13 protein-coding genes are annotated in these 13,657 nt (G+C 66.2%); 2 read left to right on the top strand and 11 right to left on the bottom strand.

Features of this window, described 5'->3' with window-relative positions; all coding sequences use genetic code 11:
* Positions 1–16: 16 nt before the first annotated feature.
* The 8 genes from ACFPN5_RS19895 to ACFPN5_RS19860 all read right to left on the bottom strand — a co-directional run bounded on the left by ACFPN5_RS19895 (position 17) and on the right by ACFPN5_RS19860 (position 8,829).
* A complete protein-coding gene (locus ACFPN5_RS19895) occupies positions 17–2,224 on the bottom strand; it encodes a putative bifunctional diguanylate cyclase/phosphodiesterase (RefSeq protein WP_379785533.1) in 2,208 nt (735 codons plus the stop codon).
* 170 nt (positions 2,225–2,394) lie between these two features.
* Positions 2,395–2,640, bottom strand: a complete 246-nt coding sequence (locus ACFPN5_RS19890) for a hypothetical protein (RefSeq protein ID WP_379785532.1) — start codon at positions 2,638–2,640, stop codon at positions 2,395–2,397.
* A gap of 206 nt (positions 2,641–2,846) precedes the next feature.
* On the bottom strand, positions 2,847–4,736 hold the full coding sequence (locus ACFPN5_RS19885) for a hybrid sensor histidine kinase/response regulator (RefSeq protein ID WP_379785531.1): 1,890 nt from the start codon (positions 4,734–4,736) through the stop codon (positions 2,847–2,849).
* Positions 4,737–4,761: 25 nt separating this feature from the next.
* Positions 4,762–6,096: an ATP-binding protein gene (locus ACFPN5_RS19880; RefSeq protein ID WP_379785529.1), complete on the bottom strand. Its 1,335-nt coding sequence runs from the start codon at positions 6,094–6,096 to the stop codon at positions 4,762–4,764.
* A complete protein-coding gene (locus tag ACFPN5_RS19875; protein ID WP_379785527.1) occupies positions 6,093–7,139 on the bottom strand; it encodes a SpoIIE family protein phosphatase in 1,047 nt (348 codons plus the stop codon). Before ACFPN5_RS19875 ends, ACFPN5_RS19880 begins: the two co-directional genes overlap by 4 nt.
* Positions 7,127–7,594 (bottom strand): anti-sigma regulatory factor, encoded by a 468-nt coding sequence (locus tag ACFPN5_RS19870; RefSeq protein ID WP_379785526.1) that lies wholly within the window; start codon positions 7,592–7,594, stop codon positions 7,127–7,129. Before ACFPN5_RS19870 ends, ACFPN5_RS19875 begins: the two co-directional genes overlap by 13 nt.
* Positions 7,591–7,950 (bottom strand): STAS domain-containing protein, encoded by a 360-nt coding sequence (locus ACFPN5_RS19865; RefSeq protein ID WP_379785525.1) that lies wholly within the window; start codon positions 7,948–7,950, stop codon positions 7,591–7,593. Before ACFPN5_RS19865 ends, ACFPN5_RS19870 begins: the two co-directional genes overlap by 4 nt.
* 12 nt (positions 7,951–7,962) lie before the next feature.
* Positions 7,963–8,829, bottom strand: a complete 867-nt coding sequence (locus tag ACFPN5_RS19860) for an STAS domain-containing protein (protein WP_379785524.1) — start codon at positions 8,827–8,829, stop codon at positions 7,963–7,965.
* A 374-nt stretch (positions 8,830–9,203) separates the two neighbouring features.
* On the opposite strand from ACFPN5_RS19860, the gene ACFPN5_RS19855 reads away from it, so the two are divergent.
* On the top strand, positions 9,204–9,335 hold the full coding sequence (locus ACFPN5_RS19855) for a hypothetical protein (RefSeq protein ID WP_379785523.1): 132 nt from the start codon (positions 9,204–9,206) through the stop codon (positions 9,333–9,335).
* Positions 9,336–9,481: 146 nt separating this feature from the next.
* On the opposite strand, the gene pnp is transcribed toward ACFPN5_RS19855, so the two are convergent.
* A complete protein-coding gene (gene pnp / locus ACFPN5_RS19850) occupies positions 9,482–11,584 on the bottom strand; it encodes a polyribonucleotide nucleotidyltransferase (protein ID WP_379785522.1) in 2,103 nt (700 codons plus the stop codon).
* Positions 11,585–11,765: 181 nt separating this feature from the next.
* Entirely contained in the window at positions 11,766–12,035 is a 270-nt protein-coding gene (rpsO, locus tag ACFPN5_RS19845) for a 30S ribosomal protein S15 (RefSeq protein ID WP_192055423.1), read from the bottom strand.
* Positions 12,036–12,213: 178 nt separating this feature from the next.
* On the opposite strand from rpsO, the gene ACFPN5_RS19840 reads away from it, so the two are divergent.
* The gene (locus ACFPN5_RS19840) at positions 12,214–12,717 is read left to right on the top strand and encodes a hypothetical protein (protein ID WP_379785521.1); all 504 of its coding nucleotides are present in this window, start codon (positions 12,214–12,216) and stop codon (positions 12,715–12,717) included.
* Here ACFPN5_RS19840 and ACFPN5_RS19835 read toward each other — a convergent pair.
* Complete coding sequence (locus ACFPN5_RS19835) at positions 12,695–13,603, bottom strand: alpha/beta hydrolase (RefSeq protein ID WP_379785520.1); 909 nt, start codon at positions 13,601–13,603, stop codon at positions 12,695–12,697. The genes ACFPN5_RS19840 and ACFPN5_RS19835 overlap by 23 nt on opposite strands.
* Positions 13,604–13,657 lie beyond the last annotated feature (54 nt).

The raw sequence follows: 13,657 nt of genomic DNA, 5'->3' as shown, positions 1-13,657 counted from the left end.
CGCGTGCGGGCATTTTTTATGGCGCGGCCATCCGTTCGAGATGGGTCTGCAGCTGCTCCTGCGCCAACGGCCGGCTGAACAGATAGCCCTGGAACTGGCGGCACCCGCAGCGCGCCAGCAATTCGCGCTGCTCGGCCGTTTCCACTCCTTCCGCGATCACATGCATGCCCAGCGCATGCCCGAGCGCGACGATGGTGGTCACGATGGCCAGGTCGCGCGGGTCGTTCATCAGGTTGCGCACGAACGACTGGTCGATCTTCAACTGGTCCAGCGGCAGCCGCTTCAGGTAGGACAGCGAGGAGTAACCCGTGCCGAAATCGTCGAGCGCAAAACAGACGCCGTGGCTTTTAAGCATCGTGATCTTCTCGATTGCGCTTTCCATGTCCTCCACCAGCAGGGTTTCGGTGAGCTCGATTTTCAGCCGGCGCGGATTGGCTCCCGCCTGCGCCAGCACGGCCAGCACGTCGGCCCCGAAAGTCGCCTGGCGAAACTGCAGCGCGCTGACATTCACGGCGACGCTCAAGCCCGCCGTCGCGCTGTCCGCCGCCATGCGCGCCAGCTGGGCGCAGGCCTCTTCCAGCACCCAGCGCCCCAGCGGCAGGATCAGGCCGGTGTCCTCGGCCAGCGGGATGAACTGCGCCGGCGACACCATGCCGCGCACCGGGTTGCGCCAGCGCAGCAAGGCTTCGACACCGGTGGGAAGCCCGTCGCTATCGAGCTGCGGCTGGTAGTGCAGCAGGAATTCGTCGCGCTGCAGGGCCTGGCGCAGCTCCGCTTCCAGGCGTGAGCGCGCCAGCGCCGCCGCCTGGATTTTCGGGTCGAAAAAGCGCAGCGTGTTGCGCCCGGCCGCCTTGGCCTGGTACATCGCCAGGTCTGCGCGCTTGAGCAGCTCGGTGATGCTGTGCGCCGCGCCGCCGAACAGGGTCAGGCCCATGCTCGGCGTGATGTGCCGCTCGTAGCCGGCCAGGTTGAACGACCCGTTGAGCGTTTCCAGGACGCGCCGCGCGACCATGGCCGCGTGCCCGGCCGCCACCTCTTCGGAAAAGCCGAGGTCTTCCAGGATGATGACGAATTCATCGCCGCCCAGCCTGGCCACCGTATCGCGGTCGCTGACGCTGGCCACCAGACGCTGCGCCACCAGGTCGAGCAGCAGGTCGCCCTTGTCGTGGCCGATGGTGTCGTTGATGGTCTTGAAGTTGTCCAGGTCGATCAGCAGCACGGCGCCGATGCGTCCGCGCCTGGTATGCAGCGTCACCGCGTGCGCGAGGCGGTCCATCAGCAGCTGGCGGTTCGGCAACCGGGTCAGCGTGTCGTAGAACGCGAGCCTGCCGATTTCTTCGTGGGCCAGCTTCATGTCGTGGATGTCCATCGTGGTGCCGTACCACTTCACGATGGCGCCGCTGCCGTCGCGGATCGGCATGCCTTGGGCCAGGTGCCAGCGGTACGATTGGTCGGCCGCGCGCAGCAGGCGGTATTCGCAGGAGAATACCTCGCCCGTGTTGACCGAACGAGTCCAGGCCTTGAGTGTGCGGCCGACGTCGTCCGGGTGCAGCAGCCCGATCCATGTTTCGGCGATGCGCTCGATGCCGGGCAGGCCGCCGTAATCGACCACGGTCCGGTTGGCGTAATCGATCAGGCCATCCGGATTGGCCGACCAGACGATGTAGGGCATGGCGTCGGCCAGCTGGCGAAAGCGCAGGTCCCGTTCCGGCTTGCCGACATCGGCTTCGCGGCGCTGGCGCTGCAGCGCCAGCTGCGCCATCACCTGCGCGGCCACGGTGTGGAGCGCCTCGAGCTGCTGCGGCTCGAGCACGCGCGGGATCCGGTCCATCACCGCCAGGGCGCCGAGCACGAAGCCATCCGGCGTCTCGACCGGCACCCCTGCATAGAACCGTGCCCCGGCCGCGCGCGGGCCCTGCGCATCCTGCCCCGGCTTTCCCTCGCCCGCCTCGTGCGTATCCGCAAGCACGACTGCGCGCCGGCCGGCGACGACCTGCCTGCCCCAGGGCGCCTCGCGGTCGAGCTGCGCCGGATCCAGGCCGACCGCGCACGCGCAGCGCTCGCCATCGCGGCCGGCGAAGCTGAGCGCGGCCATGGGCGCGCCGCAGGCATGGGCTGCCAGGCGCACCAGGCGCGCAAGGTCGGCCAGCCCCTCGCTGTCGCGGGTCTGGTAGGAGTCGAGCGACCGCAGGCGGCACTCTTCCAGGGGGGTATCGCCTGACATGTTCGCTCGCGGGAGTGGGAAAGATGGGCAAGGTGGACGCAGGCTCGGGCGCGAACCGGCGCCAGGCAGTCGTCCCATTCTAGCGAAAAACATGGGAGCGCTGGGGTGATTTCCGTGCTGTAAGGCGCCGGCGATGGCGCGCCCCCACCGGGGAGGGCTTTACGCGTGGATCAATGCAGCAAGGCGCCGCCCTGGTCGCGCCGCAAGGCCAGCAGGTCGGCCATGCCGTAGCCCGATACCAGCCCGGCCACCGGTTCGCCAAAGGCATCGGCGACGTTGCGCGCAAAGGCCGCGGTGCCGAGCGCGGAGCTGCCGACGCCGGCAACGGCGAGGATGCGGGTGCGGTCGCCGCCCGCCTCGGCAAAGGATGCGATGTCGGGACAGATGCACAGGGCGCCGCCCCCGGTGGGCGGCACGATCAGCAGCGCGCCCTCGCACGCCAGTCAGGGGGCGAGCTGGCCTGTTTCGGACGGGCTGATGACCTTGACGTCGTAAAAGATGGCGTCGAGCGCCGCATTGCGCTGCTGCATGCGGTACCTCCCTGAAGCGGCCCCGGAATCGGGCGGCCAGTTCTTAAGAGGCGGCGCGTGGCATTAAGTTCACCGCCGCACCGTTCCCATGCCTACCCGCGCAGCGCCTTCTCCAGGTCTTCCAGCTCGGCCGGCTTGACGAGATGGGCATCGAAACCGGCTTCCTGGGCACGGCGCCGGTCTTCGGGCGAGCCGTAACCGGTGTGGGCCACGAGGCGGATGTGCTTCAGTTGCGGGTGGCTCTTCAGCATGCGCGCCAGCTGGTAGCCGTCGGCTCCCGGCAGGCCGATGTCGAGCACGATCACCTGCGGCTTGTGCTGCAGGGCCATCTCTTCGATCTGAGCAGGGTCCGAGGTGGTCCGGGTTTCGTGGCCCATTTCTGCCAGCAGGAAGCCCATCATCTCCATCGCGTCGACGTTGTCGTCCACCAGCATCACGCGCAGCCCGGCCGACGCGGCGCCCTCCTCCTGGGCCGCGCCGCTTGCGCATTCGGTTCCGGTGGTGCGCAGTACCGGCAGCTCCACCGTGAAGGTCGAGCCCATGCCGATGCCCGGGCTCTCGGCGCGCAGGCTGCCGCCGTGCATTTCGAGCAGGCGCGAGACCAGCGACAGGCCGATGCCGAGCCCTTCGGGCGCGCGGTCCGGCGGCACCGCCGCCTGGGCAAACATGCCGAAGATGCGCGACAGGTTGTCCTCGGCGATGCCGATGCCGTTATCGATCACGGCGATGTGCACGCTCTCGCCGCGCAGCGATACCGTCAGGCGGATCTCGCCGCCCACCGGGGTGAACTTGGCCGCATTGTGCAGCAGGTTGCCCATCGACTGCGCCAGGCGCACCGGGTCGCCGGCGATCCAGACCTGGCAATCGGCCTGCCGCACTTCCAGGCGGTGGCTGCGCGCCGCGATCAGGGGGCCGGCCGTCTCGATGGCTTGCTCGATGACGGCGCCGAGGTTGACTTCCTCGCGCCGCAGCACGATCTTGCCTTCCGAGATGCGAGCGACGTCGAGCAGGTCGTCGACCAGGTGCGCCAGGTGCTCGACCTGGCGCAGGATGACTTCGCGCGCGCGGCTCTGGCGCTCGCTCGTGTTCTCGCCGGTCACGCCCAGCAGCGCGGCGGCGTTGCGGATCGGGCTCAGAGGGTTGCGCAGCTCGTGCGCGAGGGTCGCCAGGAACTGGTTCTTGTTGGCGTCGGCGGCGCGCAGCAGCGCTTCCATTTCCTTGCGCGCCGAGATGTCGCTGGTGACGCGCGCCACCCGGTATACCTCGCCGCGCGCATTGCGCACGGCGAACAGACGGTCGCGCACCCAGCGCGTGGTCCCGCCGCCCAGCACCACCCGGAATTCCTCGTCGTAGTGCGGATGGGTCGCCAGCGCCGCCCAGCGCCCGGCCAGGCGCGCGCGGTCGTCGACGTGCACGGCGTCGAGCCAGCTGGCGTGGTTGCGGCGCAGCGAATCGCAGCTGCGGCCCCAGATGGTGGCATACGCCGGGCTGACATAGGCCAGCACCCCGTCCGGCGCCGAAAACATCCAGAACACGTCCTCGACGTTGTCGGTCAGCTGGCGGAAGCGCTCCTCGCTCTCGCGCAGGTCGTCCTGGGTCTGGCGCATGCGCAGCAGCGCGTTGACGTTCGCGATCAGCTCGTCCGCTTCGATCGGCGCGGCGAGGTAATTGTCGGCGCCGCCTTCCAGGCCGCGGATCTTGTCGGCGCGGTTGGTCAGCGCGGCCGAGGTCTGCAGCACCAGCACGCCGCTGGTGTCGGGGTCGGCCTTGATGCGGCGGCATACCTCGATGCCGTTGATGTCGGGGAGCTTGACGTCGAGCAGCACCAGCGCCGGTTCGTCGTCGCGCACCATGGCCAGGGCGTCGGTGCCGTTGGCCGCCTCGAGCACGTGGAAGCCGGCGCTGCGCAGGATCCGCGTCTTTGCGTAGCGCGCGCCATCGTTGTCGTCGACGTTGAGGATAGAGATTGGATTGGCAGTCATCGTTCAGTTTTAAGGCGCAGTGTCGTCAGGCGTTCGCAGTCGCCGGCTGTGGAAACTGGCGCGGCAGCGTCAGCATGAAGGTGGAGCCGATGCCGGGCCGGCTCGTCACGTCGACCGAGCCGCCCAGCAGCCCGGCCAGGCGCCGGCACAGCGGCAGGCCGAGGCCGGTGCCCTTGCTGCGCCGCTGCAGAGGGTTCTCGACCTGGGTGAACTCCTCGAAGATCAGCTGCAGGTGCCCGGCATCGATGCCGATGCCGGTGTCGGTGACGGCAAACCTCAGGGTGTCGGTCTCGGGGTCGTGCGCCGCGCTCACGCGCACCGAGCCCTGTTCGGTGAACTTCAGTGCGTTCGAGATGAAGTTGCGCAGGATCTGCGAGAGCATGCCTTCGTCGGACTCGAACGCTTCGTTGACGCCGCCCTCGTCGAACACCAGCTCCACGCGTGCGGCATCGACCAGCGGGCGCATCATCCCTTTCAGGGCGCGGAACAGGTTCTCGACCACGACCGGCGCCAGCTGCGCCTCGACCCGCCCGGCCTCGATCTTGGCCAGGTCGAGCAGGTCATTCACCAGGTCCGACATTTCGGTGGCGGTGCGTTCGATCAGGAATACCTGGCGCTCCTGCTCCTCCGTGAGATCGCCGTCCATGCGGTCGAGCAGGAGCTTGGACAGCGCCCGGATCGACGACAGTGGCGTGCGCAGTTCATGGCTGGTATTCGACAGGAAGCGCGACTTCATTTCGTCGGCCAGGCGCAGGCGCTCGGCCTTGTCTTCGATCTCGGCATACAGCGCGACGATGCCGCGGTTGGTGTCCTCCAGCTCGCGCGTGAGGGAGAGCAGGTCTTCCTGGCGCTCGCGCAGTTCGGCCAGCGTCTCGACCAGCTCGCGGTTCTGCTGCTGCACTTCCTCGTAGGAGTTGGCCGCGGGCGCCGCTGCCAGTTCGGCGCTGAACTGGACCAGCCGCGCCGGGCTGATCGGCGGCTGCGGCGGCAGCGCCTTGCGCATCCGCACCAGCGGCCCGCCGGTGCCCTTCTCGACCTCGCAGGCGTCCATCAGGCGGTGCGCCGTCACCAGCGCATGGTCGGCCGTGGCCGCAGCCTCGCTCCCGAGCGGCGCCGCGCGCGGGGCGCTGACGGTCACCTCGAGCTGCTGGCGGGCGCCCCCTTCGGCCAGCACGAATGCCGCGCGCGCACCGGTGCCGCCGAGGTAAGCGGCACGGGCCACTTCCGACACGGCGGTCGCGATGCGCACCTGGTCCTGCTTGGCAAATCCCAGCAACGCCGACACCTGGCGTGCGCGCTGGCGTACCAGCACCACGTCCTTGTCGCCCTCGAGGGCGACGGTGAGGATGCGCTGGCTCATTGCTTGCCCCCGTTACCGCCCCCATGCCGGCGGCGCACCACCAGCACCATGGCGTCGTCGCGGCGGCGGATGTAGTCGCGCATCATCATGGCGGCAATCAGCGCCGGGCTGCGCGCCAGCAGGCCCGGATATTTGTCGAGGTCCCACTGGGTCTGGATGCCGTCCGAATGCAGGATGACCATCGCGCCCGGCGGACAGGGCACGGTAAATTCCTGCACCTTGCGCATGTTGTGGCCGACGATGCCGTTGTGCGACACCAGTGCGCGCCGGCTGCTGCCGTCGATCACATAGGCGCCGATGTTGCCGACGCCGGCAAAGCGCACCTCGTCGGCGTCGAAGTCGATGCGCGCGGCCGCCAGTGCCGCGCCGCGCGTGGTGCGTAGCGCAGCATGGGCCGCATCGACCAGCGGCGCGGCTTCGGAAGCAGGCAGGCGCTGCAACTGGCCCAGCGCCGCTTGCGCCGCGGCGGCCGCCGCCGGGCCGTGGCCCAGCCCGTCGACTGCAAGCAGGGTGGCGCCGCGCGGGCCGCAGGCCACGCCCCAGCCGTCGCCGCATTCGTCCTCGCCCGCCAGCGGCACCGTCAGCGCGCCGATGTCGACCCGGCACAGTCCCGGCCCTGCCTCGTCGCGCCACAGGCGCATGAAGAACACCGCACCGTTGTCTGGCATCGACCAGACGTCGAATTCGTCCGACAGCCGGCGCAGCGCGCCGAGGCCGGTGCCGGCCGTGCCGGTGGTGGACATGCCGTCGCGCAGGCAGGCATCGACGTCGGCGATGCCGGGGCCACTGTCGACCGCCAGCACCTCCACCCCGGGCACGCCTTCGGACTGGGCCACGTTCAGGTACAGCATGCCCTCACCCGCATGCTTGAGCAGGTTGGTGCCGGCCTCGGTGACAATCAGGGCCAGCGAGCCGGCACGGGTTTCATTGAAGCCGAGTTCAAGTGCCAGCCTCTGGCCGGCGCGGCGCGCCGCCGAGATGTCGCTGGCGTGTACGATCGGATACGCATGTTGGGTGCTCAGGGAGCTGATCAGCGTTTCCATTTTACGACCGCGATGGCGGTCCCTTCTCCGGGTCGGGTGTCGATGTCGAATTCGTCGACGAGGCGCTTGGAGCCGCCCAGGCCAAGGCCCAGGCCGCCGCCAGTGGTGTAGCCGTCGCGCAGCGCCAGCTCGATGTCGACGATGCCGGGTCCGCTGTCGACGAACACCAGGCCGACACCCTGGCGCAAGCCGTCGGTCAGTTTGTCCAGGTACACCGCACCACCGCCGCCGTACTTGATTGAATTGCGCGCCAGTTCGCTTGCGGCAGTAATCAGCTTGGTCTGGTCGACCAGCGACAGGCCGATGGCCACGGCACGCTCGCGCACATGGCGGCGCAGGCCGACCACGTCCTCGTCCGTGCGCAGCGGCAGGCAGGTGCGCTCGATGCGCTGCCTGGCGTTACGTTCCAGCAAGTGCGTCTCGAATCCGACTGCGGAATCATTCGCAGTGCTCATCTATTCAGGTTCTTTCCGAGCAGGATCATGCCCTTCTCGACGTTCAACGCGGTTTTCACACCGTGCAGGGTCAGGCCCAGCTCGACCAGGGTGATGGCGACGGCCGGCTGCATGCCGACCACCACGGTCTGGGCATCGAGCACGCGCGCCATGGCCGCCGTGTTGCTGATCATGCGACCGATGAAGGAATCGACCAGGTCGAGCGCCGAGATATCGATCAGCACGCCCTTGGCGTTATCGCGAACGATACGCTCGGTCAGGTCGTCCTGCAAGGTCATGGCCAGGCGGTCGTGCATGTCGACCTGGATGGTGACCAGCAGCAGGTCGCCCATCCGCAGAATTGGAATGCGTTCCATCGTGAATCCTGGTCAGTTCTTGCGGGCGACGGTGACCGAGGCGCCGGTGCGCTCGAGGGCGACCAGGAAGGCGTCGGCCAGGGTCGCCTTGGTGACGACGTCTTCCAGGTTCACACCCAGGTGGACGATGGTCTGGGCGATCTGCGGGCGGATGCCGCTGATGATGCAGTCGGCGCCCATCAGGCGCGCCGCGGCGATGGTCTTCATCAAGTGCTGGGCGACGAGGGTGTCAACCATCGGCACGCCGGTGATGTCGATGATGGCGATGACGGCGCCGGTGTCGACGATCTTTTGCAGGATGTTTTCCATCACCACTTGGGTACGGGCCGAATCCAGCGTACCGATCAGCGGCAGCGCCAGGATCCCGTCCCAGAGTTTGACGACCGGCGTCGACAGCTCGAGCAGTTCCTGCTGCTGGCGCACAATGATCTGGTCGCGTGCTTTCTGGAATACCTCGATGGTGTACAGGCCGAACTTGTCGAGCAGCGAGCTGACTGCCCAGGAAGCCGCGGCCAGCGTCTGCGGCTCTTCGACAAAGGCGACCGTCAGCTGGGCGAACAGCGGCTGCTTGAGCGAGAACACGAAACTGGCGGTCTCGCTCGGGGTCGAACCGCTTTTCGCGCGGCTCGACGAGATGTCGGTCAGCAGGTCGCGCACTTCATCCCACGAACGGTGCTCGATGTTCTCGAGTTCGCCATCGCGCGTGGCAACCGCAAAGGCCGACAGGAACTGCTGGCAATGGGTGCGCAGCTGCTCGCGCGAGCTGCTGGTGCCGCGCACGAGCATCGCTTCGAGCTGGGAAATCCACTGCGAGCCGATCTCGGCCTCGTGTTCCTGGATGATCTGGCTGATGCGGGTTGCGTTGTCTTTCGTGGTCATCAATAGTTCCTGGGTTTGTCGTTAGTACGGGGATGCGCTCGAATTGTCGAACGAGCTGCTCCACAATTAAGTAATCATTAACTATAACACTTCTTTCCACATTTCCATGTCACAGTCGAGCGCGCAGGAGGCCAGGCAGCGTGTCGGCCCTTTACGGTAGGACCCGCCCATGGAATTCAGGCCTTGTGCTGGCCTCTACCTCGTCCTTTACGCGCAGAACTTGATCTCGGACAACAGACTGCTTCGAAGACATTGCTAGCCTGATGTGTCACGCCAATACGGCCGCATCCCATCCGCAGCCGCCGGCGTGCCGAAGTGCGCTCACCGCTCGCATCCCTGTCCAGCGGGGACCCCTTGCACCAAGGAGAAGACACGTGAAATCATTGTTCAGCCGGCGTGAAAAGTTCTTGTATCGGCGTAATCCCTTGTATGCCAGTTTTATCTCCGGTACCAAATTCGGAGTGGTCGTTGCCCTGCTGGTGCTGCTGGTCACCAAACTGGCGTGACTACGCCAGGGCGGTTATGCAGTACAGCCCGCTAGCGCAATCGCGCCACGGGCATGGTCCAGGCACCACCAATAAAAAACCGCCAGGCTCACGCGCTGGCGGTTTTTTGTTGTCAGCGCCCGTTTCCGAGCGCTGTTGCTAACGCATTACTGCGCAGCAGCTTCCACCGGATCGGCAGCCTTCATCGACAGCTTCAGGCGGCCGCGCTCGTCGGTCTCGAGGACCTTCACGCGCACTTGCTGGCCTTCTTTCAGGTAGTCGGCAACGGCATTCACACGCTCGTTGGCGATCTGCGAGATGTGCAGCAGGCCGTCCTTGCCTGGCATGACTTGCACGATGGCACCGAAGTCCAGCAGTTTCAGGACGGTGCCGTCGTAGGTCTTGCCCACTTCGACCGAGGCGGTCAGCTCTTCGATGCGGCGCTTGGCTTCCTGGCCGGCAGCGGCGTCGACCGAGGCGATGGTCACGACGCCTTCGTCGGTGATGTCGATCTGGGTGCCGGTCTCTTCGGTCAGCGCGCGGATGACGGCGCCGCCCTTGCCGATGACGTCACGGATCTTCTCTGGGTTGATCTTGATCGTGATCAGGCGTGGGGCGAAGTCCGACAGTTCGGTCTTCACGGTCGGCACGGCCTTCTGCATCTCGGCCAGGATGTGCTGGCGGGCTTCCTTGGCTTGCGCCAGCGCCACCTGCATGATCTCCTTGGTGATGCCCATGATCTTGATGTCCATCTGCAGCGCGGTAATGCCTGCAGGCGTACCCGCCACCTTGAAGTCCATATCGCCCAGGTGGTCTTCGTCACCGAGGATGTCGGTCAGGACGGCGAACTTGCCGCCTTCCTTGATCAGGCCCATGGCGATGCCGGCGACGTGCGCCTTCATCGGCACGCCGGCGTCCATCAGTGCCAGGCAGCCGCCGCAGACCGATGCCATCGACGAGGAACCGTTCGATTCGGTAATTTCCGACACCAGGCGCACCGAGTAGCTGAAGTCTTCCGGGTTAGGCAGCGCAGCAACCAGTGCACGCTTGGCCAGGCGGCCGTGGCCGATTTCGCGGCGCTTCGGGGTGCCCACGCGGCCGGTTTCGCCGGTGGCGAACGGAGGCATGTTGTAGTGCATCATGAAGTCGTCGGTGTACTCGCCCATCAGCGCGTCGATCTTCTGGCTGTCACGGGCGGTGCCGAGGGTCGCGATGACCAGCGCCTGGGTTTCGCCGCGGGTGAACAGGGCCGAACCGTGGGTACGCGGCAGCACGCCGGTACGGATCTCGATCGGGCGCACGGTGCGGGTGTCGCGGCCGTCGATGCGTGGCTCACCGTCCAGGATCTGCGTACGCACGACCTTGGCTTCCATGTCGAACAGGATGTTGCTGACGTCGGCCGAATCGGCCTGGACGCCTTGCTCGGACAGGGCTGCCATGACTTCGGCGGACAGCGACTTCAGCTTTTGCTGGCGGGCCGATTTTTCGCGGGTCTGGTAGGCGTCGCGGATTTTTGCGGCGGCCAGCTCGGACACTTGCGCGATCAGGGTTTCGTTCTTGGCAGGCGCGGTCCACTCGACTTCCGGCTTGCCGCCTTCTTCGACCAGCGCGTGGATCGCGTCGATGACGACACGCATCTGGTCATGGCCGAAGACGACCGCGCCCAGCATGACTTCTTCCGACAGCTGCTGCGCTTCGGATTCGACCATCAGCACGGCCGTTTCGGTACCGGCGACGACCAGGTCCATCTGCGAGGTCTTGAGCTGGGTGGTGCTCGGGTTCAGGATGTACTGGCCGTTGGCGTAACCAACGCGCGCGGCGCCGATCGGGCCGTTGAACGGGATGCCGGCGATGCACAGGGCAGCCGAGGCGCCGATCATTGCAGGGATGTCCGGATCGATTTCAGGGTTGACCGACAGCACGTGGATGATGACCTGGACTTCGTTCAGGTAGCCTTCCGGGAACAGCGGGCGGATCGGACGGTCGATCAGGCGCGAGGTGAGCGTTTCCTTTTCGGAAGGACGGCCTTCGCGCTTGAAGAAACCGCCCGGGATTTTACCGGCAGCATACGTTTTCTCGATGTAATCGACGGTCAGCGGGAAGAAATCCTGGCCAGGCTTGGCGTCCTTGCGAGCAACGACGGTAGCCAGCACGACGGTGTCTTCGACCGACACCATCACGGCGCCGGAGGCCTGACGGGCGATTTCACCAGTTTCCAGGGTAACGGTGTGTTGGCCGTACTGGAAGGTCTTCGTAACTTTGTTAAACATTGGTAATCCCTTTCTATTTGCCGACAGATTTTCAGGAGCTGTCGTTCACCTCACCACGCACGGCTACAAGGGTTGGACCCCGCCGCTTACTGCAGATAAAACAAATCTGGTAAAACAAAAAATGCCCGCGACAGCAACACTGACGCAGGCATTTCTTTGACTAAACCGTCTGGCGCAAAAATTACTTACGCAGGCCGAGTTTGGCGATCAGGTCGCGGTAACGGTTCAGGTCTTTGCTCTTCAGGTAAGACAGCAGGCTCTTGCGACGGTTGACCATCATGATCAGGCCGCGGCGGGAGTGGTGGTCTTTCTGGTGGGCTTTGAAGTGGCCGTTCAGTTCGTTGATGCGTGCGGTCAGCAGTGCGACCTGGACTTCCGGCGAGCCGGTATCGTTCTGGCCACGTGCGTTGTCGGCGATGATTGCCGACTTGTTGATGTTTTCTACGGACATGATGTTACCTTTCACATGCGGTGCAAGAGTCGTAACCCAGCGCACCGTGATTTGATTAAAAAACCCCGCCCTCGCGGACAGGCCCGCCAGTATATGCGAAAACAGTTGGCGTCACCAGCATTTGCTACGGCGCGCCTGGGGCATCATGGGGGTTCTGGAGCTTATTGGGGCGTCTACCATGCACAAAATGATGAAAATGGCAACGATCTGCTCAGCCATGGCATTGGCTGCTTGCGCCGGGCCGCTGTTTCGCCAGGCCCCCACCGTCGGCGACCCGGTCGCCGCCGTGACCGCGAAAATGGGGCAGCCGACAGCCGTGTATCCGGCACCAGACGGGCAAATCTTCGAGTACGCCACCGGGCCGATGGGCCAGTTCACCTTCATGGCGCGCATCGGGGCGGATGGGCGGCTGCAGTCCTACGAGCAGGTGCTGACGGGCGAGAAATTTGCGACGATCAAGATTGACCGCGCCACGAAAGAAGATGTGCTGCGCACGATCGGGCGTCCGGCCGAACGCTCGCGCATTGCCCTGCGCAATTACGAAGTGTGGTCCTACCGCTACAAGGAAGCGGGGGTGTGGAATTCGCTGATGCATGTGCACTTCGACCAGAACGGGATCGTGCGGCAGATGCTCAATGGGCCCGATCCGCTGTTCGAGGTCAGGGACCGGGATCCGTTCTGACGGCGGCGCCGTCCTGCGCGCGCCGGCGCCCGCCATCGCTGCGAACGAAGGCCTCGACCGCGTCGAGCGTGGGCGCCAGGCCGCGCAATGTCGAGGACAGCGAAGCGACCAGCGTCGTGTGGCTGACGCCATCGTAGTACACCTCGCGCACGGGAACCTGTACAGCCCGCAGCTTGGCCGCCAGTCCGCCGGTATTGCGTGCCGGATCGACCAGGCTGTCCTTGTTGGCGGCGATTAGCAGCGCCGGCGGCGCCGCGGCGCTGACGTGGCGCACCGGCTGCGAGTCGGGCGGCGTGTCGGGCGCGTTGAAGACGGGGCGGGTCGTGCGGTTCTGCACCGGCAGGAAATCGTAGGGACCAGCCAGGCCGATCCAGCCGCGCAGCGCATCGCTGCGCATTCCCTGCTGGCCCAGCCAGCGCGGGTCGAGCGCCAGCATGGCGGCGTTATAGGCGCCGGCGCTGTGGCCCATCACGAACAGCCGGCCAGGGTCGCCGCCATGAGCGGCGATTTCGCGCCGGGTCCAGGCGACGGCACTTGCGGCATCGACGAGGAAATCCGGGTAGTGCACCTGCGGGTACAGCCGATAGTCGGGGACCACGACCACGAAGCCACGCGCTGCCAGGGCGCGCCCGACGAATGCGTAATCTTCCCGCTTGCCGCTAACCCAGTTGCCGCCGAAGAAAAAGACGATGACCGGCGCGCCCTCGGCCTTCCACGCCGGGTGGTAGACGTCGAGCATGTTGCGCGGGTCCGCTCCGTAGCGGATCGCTGCGGTGGCATGCACCGTGCCTGCCGGCGACACGGCATTGAGCGCCGACAGGGGCGAACAGGCGGACAGCAGCCCGGCCAGGAGCACGGCGGCGGCGGCAAGGACGAGTTTGGTCATGCGCCGAGTATATCGGCCAGGCAGGGGAACGGCCGCACGACAGCCGGGCCCGCC

Source organism: Massilia niabensis, from assembly GCF_042655085.1.
Lineage (GTDB): Bacteria > Pseudomonadota > Gammaproteobacteria > Burkholderiales > Burkholderiaceae_D > Telluria > Telluria niabensis.
Note: the sequence above shows the minus strand (reverse complement) of the source record. Positions and strands in the feature narration are given on the sequence as shown.

Bases quoted from the DNA above. Each gene is read 5' to 3' on its own strand.
- ACFPN5_RS19895 (WP_379785533.1), bottom strand. From the start codon at position 2,224: ATGTCAGGCGATACCCCCCTGGAAGAGTGCCGCCTGCGGTCGCTCGAC.
- ACFPN5_RS19885 (WP_379785531.1), bottom strand. From the start codon at position 4,736: ATGACTGCCAATCCAATCTCTATCCTCAACGTCGACGACAACGATGGC.
- ACFPN5_RS19880 (WP_379785529.1), bottom strand. From the start codon at position 6,096: ATGAGCCAGCGCATCCTCACCGTCGCCCTCGAGGGCGACAAGGACGTG.
- ACFPN5_RS19875 (WP_379785527.1), bottom strand. From the start codon at position 7,139: ATGGAAACGCTGATCAGCTCCCTGAGCACCCAACATGCGTATCCGATC.
- ACFPN5_RS19870 (WP_379785526.1), bottom strand. From the start codon at position 7,594: ATGAGCACTGCGAATGATTCCGCAGTCGGATTCGAGACGCACTTGCTG.
- ACFPN5_RS19865 (WP_379785525.1), bottom strand. From the start codon at position 7,950: ATGGAACGCATTCCAATTCTGCGGATGGGCGACCTGCTGCTGGTCACC.
- ACFPN5_RS19860 (WP_379785524.1), bottom strand. From the start codon at position 8,829: ATGACCACGAAAGACAACGCAACCCGCATCAGCCAGATCATCCAGGAA.
- pnp (WP_379785522.1), bottom strand. From the start codon at position 11,584: ATGTTTAACAAAGTTACGAAGACCTTCCAGTACGGCCAACACACCGTT.
- rpsO (WP_192055423.1), bottom strand. From the start codon at position 12,035: ATGTCCGTAGAAAACATCAACAAGTCGGCAATCATCGCCGACAACGCA.
- ACFPN5_RS19840 (WP_379785521.1), top strand. From the start codon at position 12,214: ATGCACAAAATGATGAAAATGGCAACGATCTGCTCAGCCATGGCATTG.
- ACFPN5_RS19835 (WP_379785520.1), bottom strand. From the start codon at position 13,603: ATGACCAAACTCGTCCTTGCCGCCGCCGCCGTGCTCCTGGCCGGGCTG.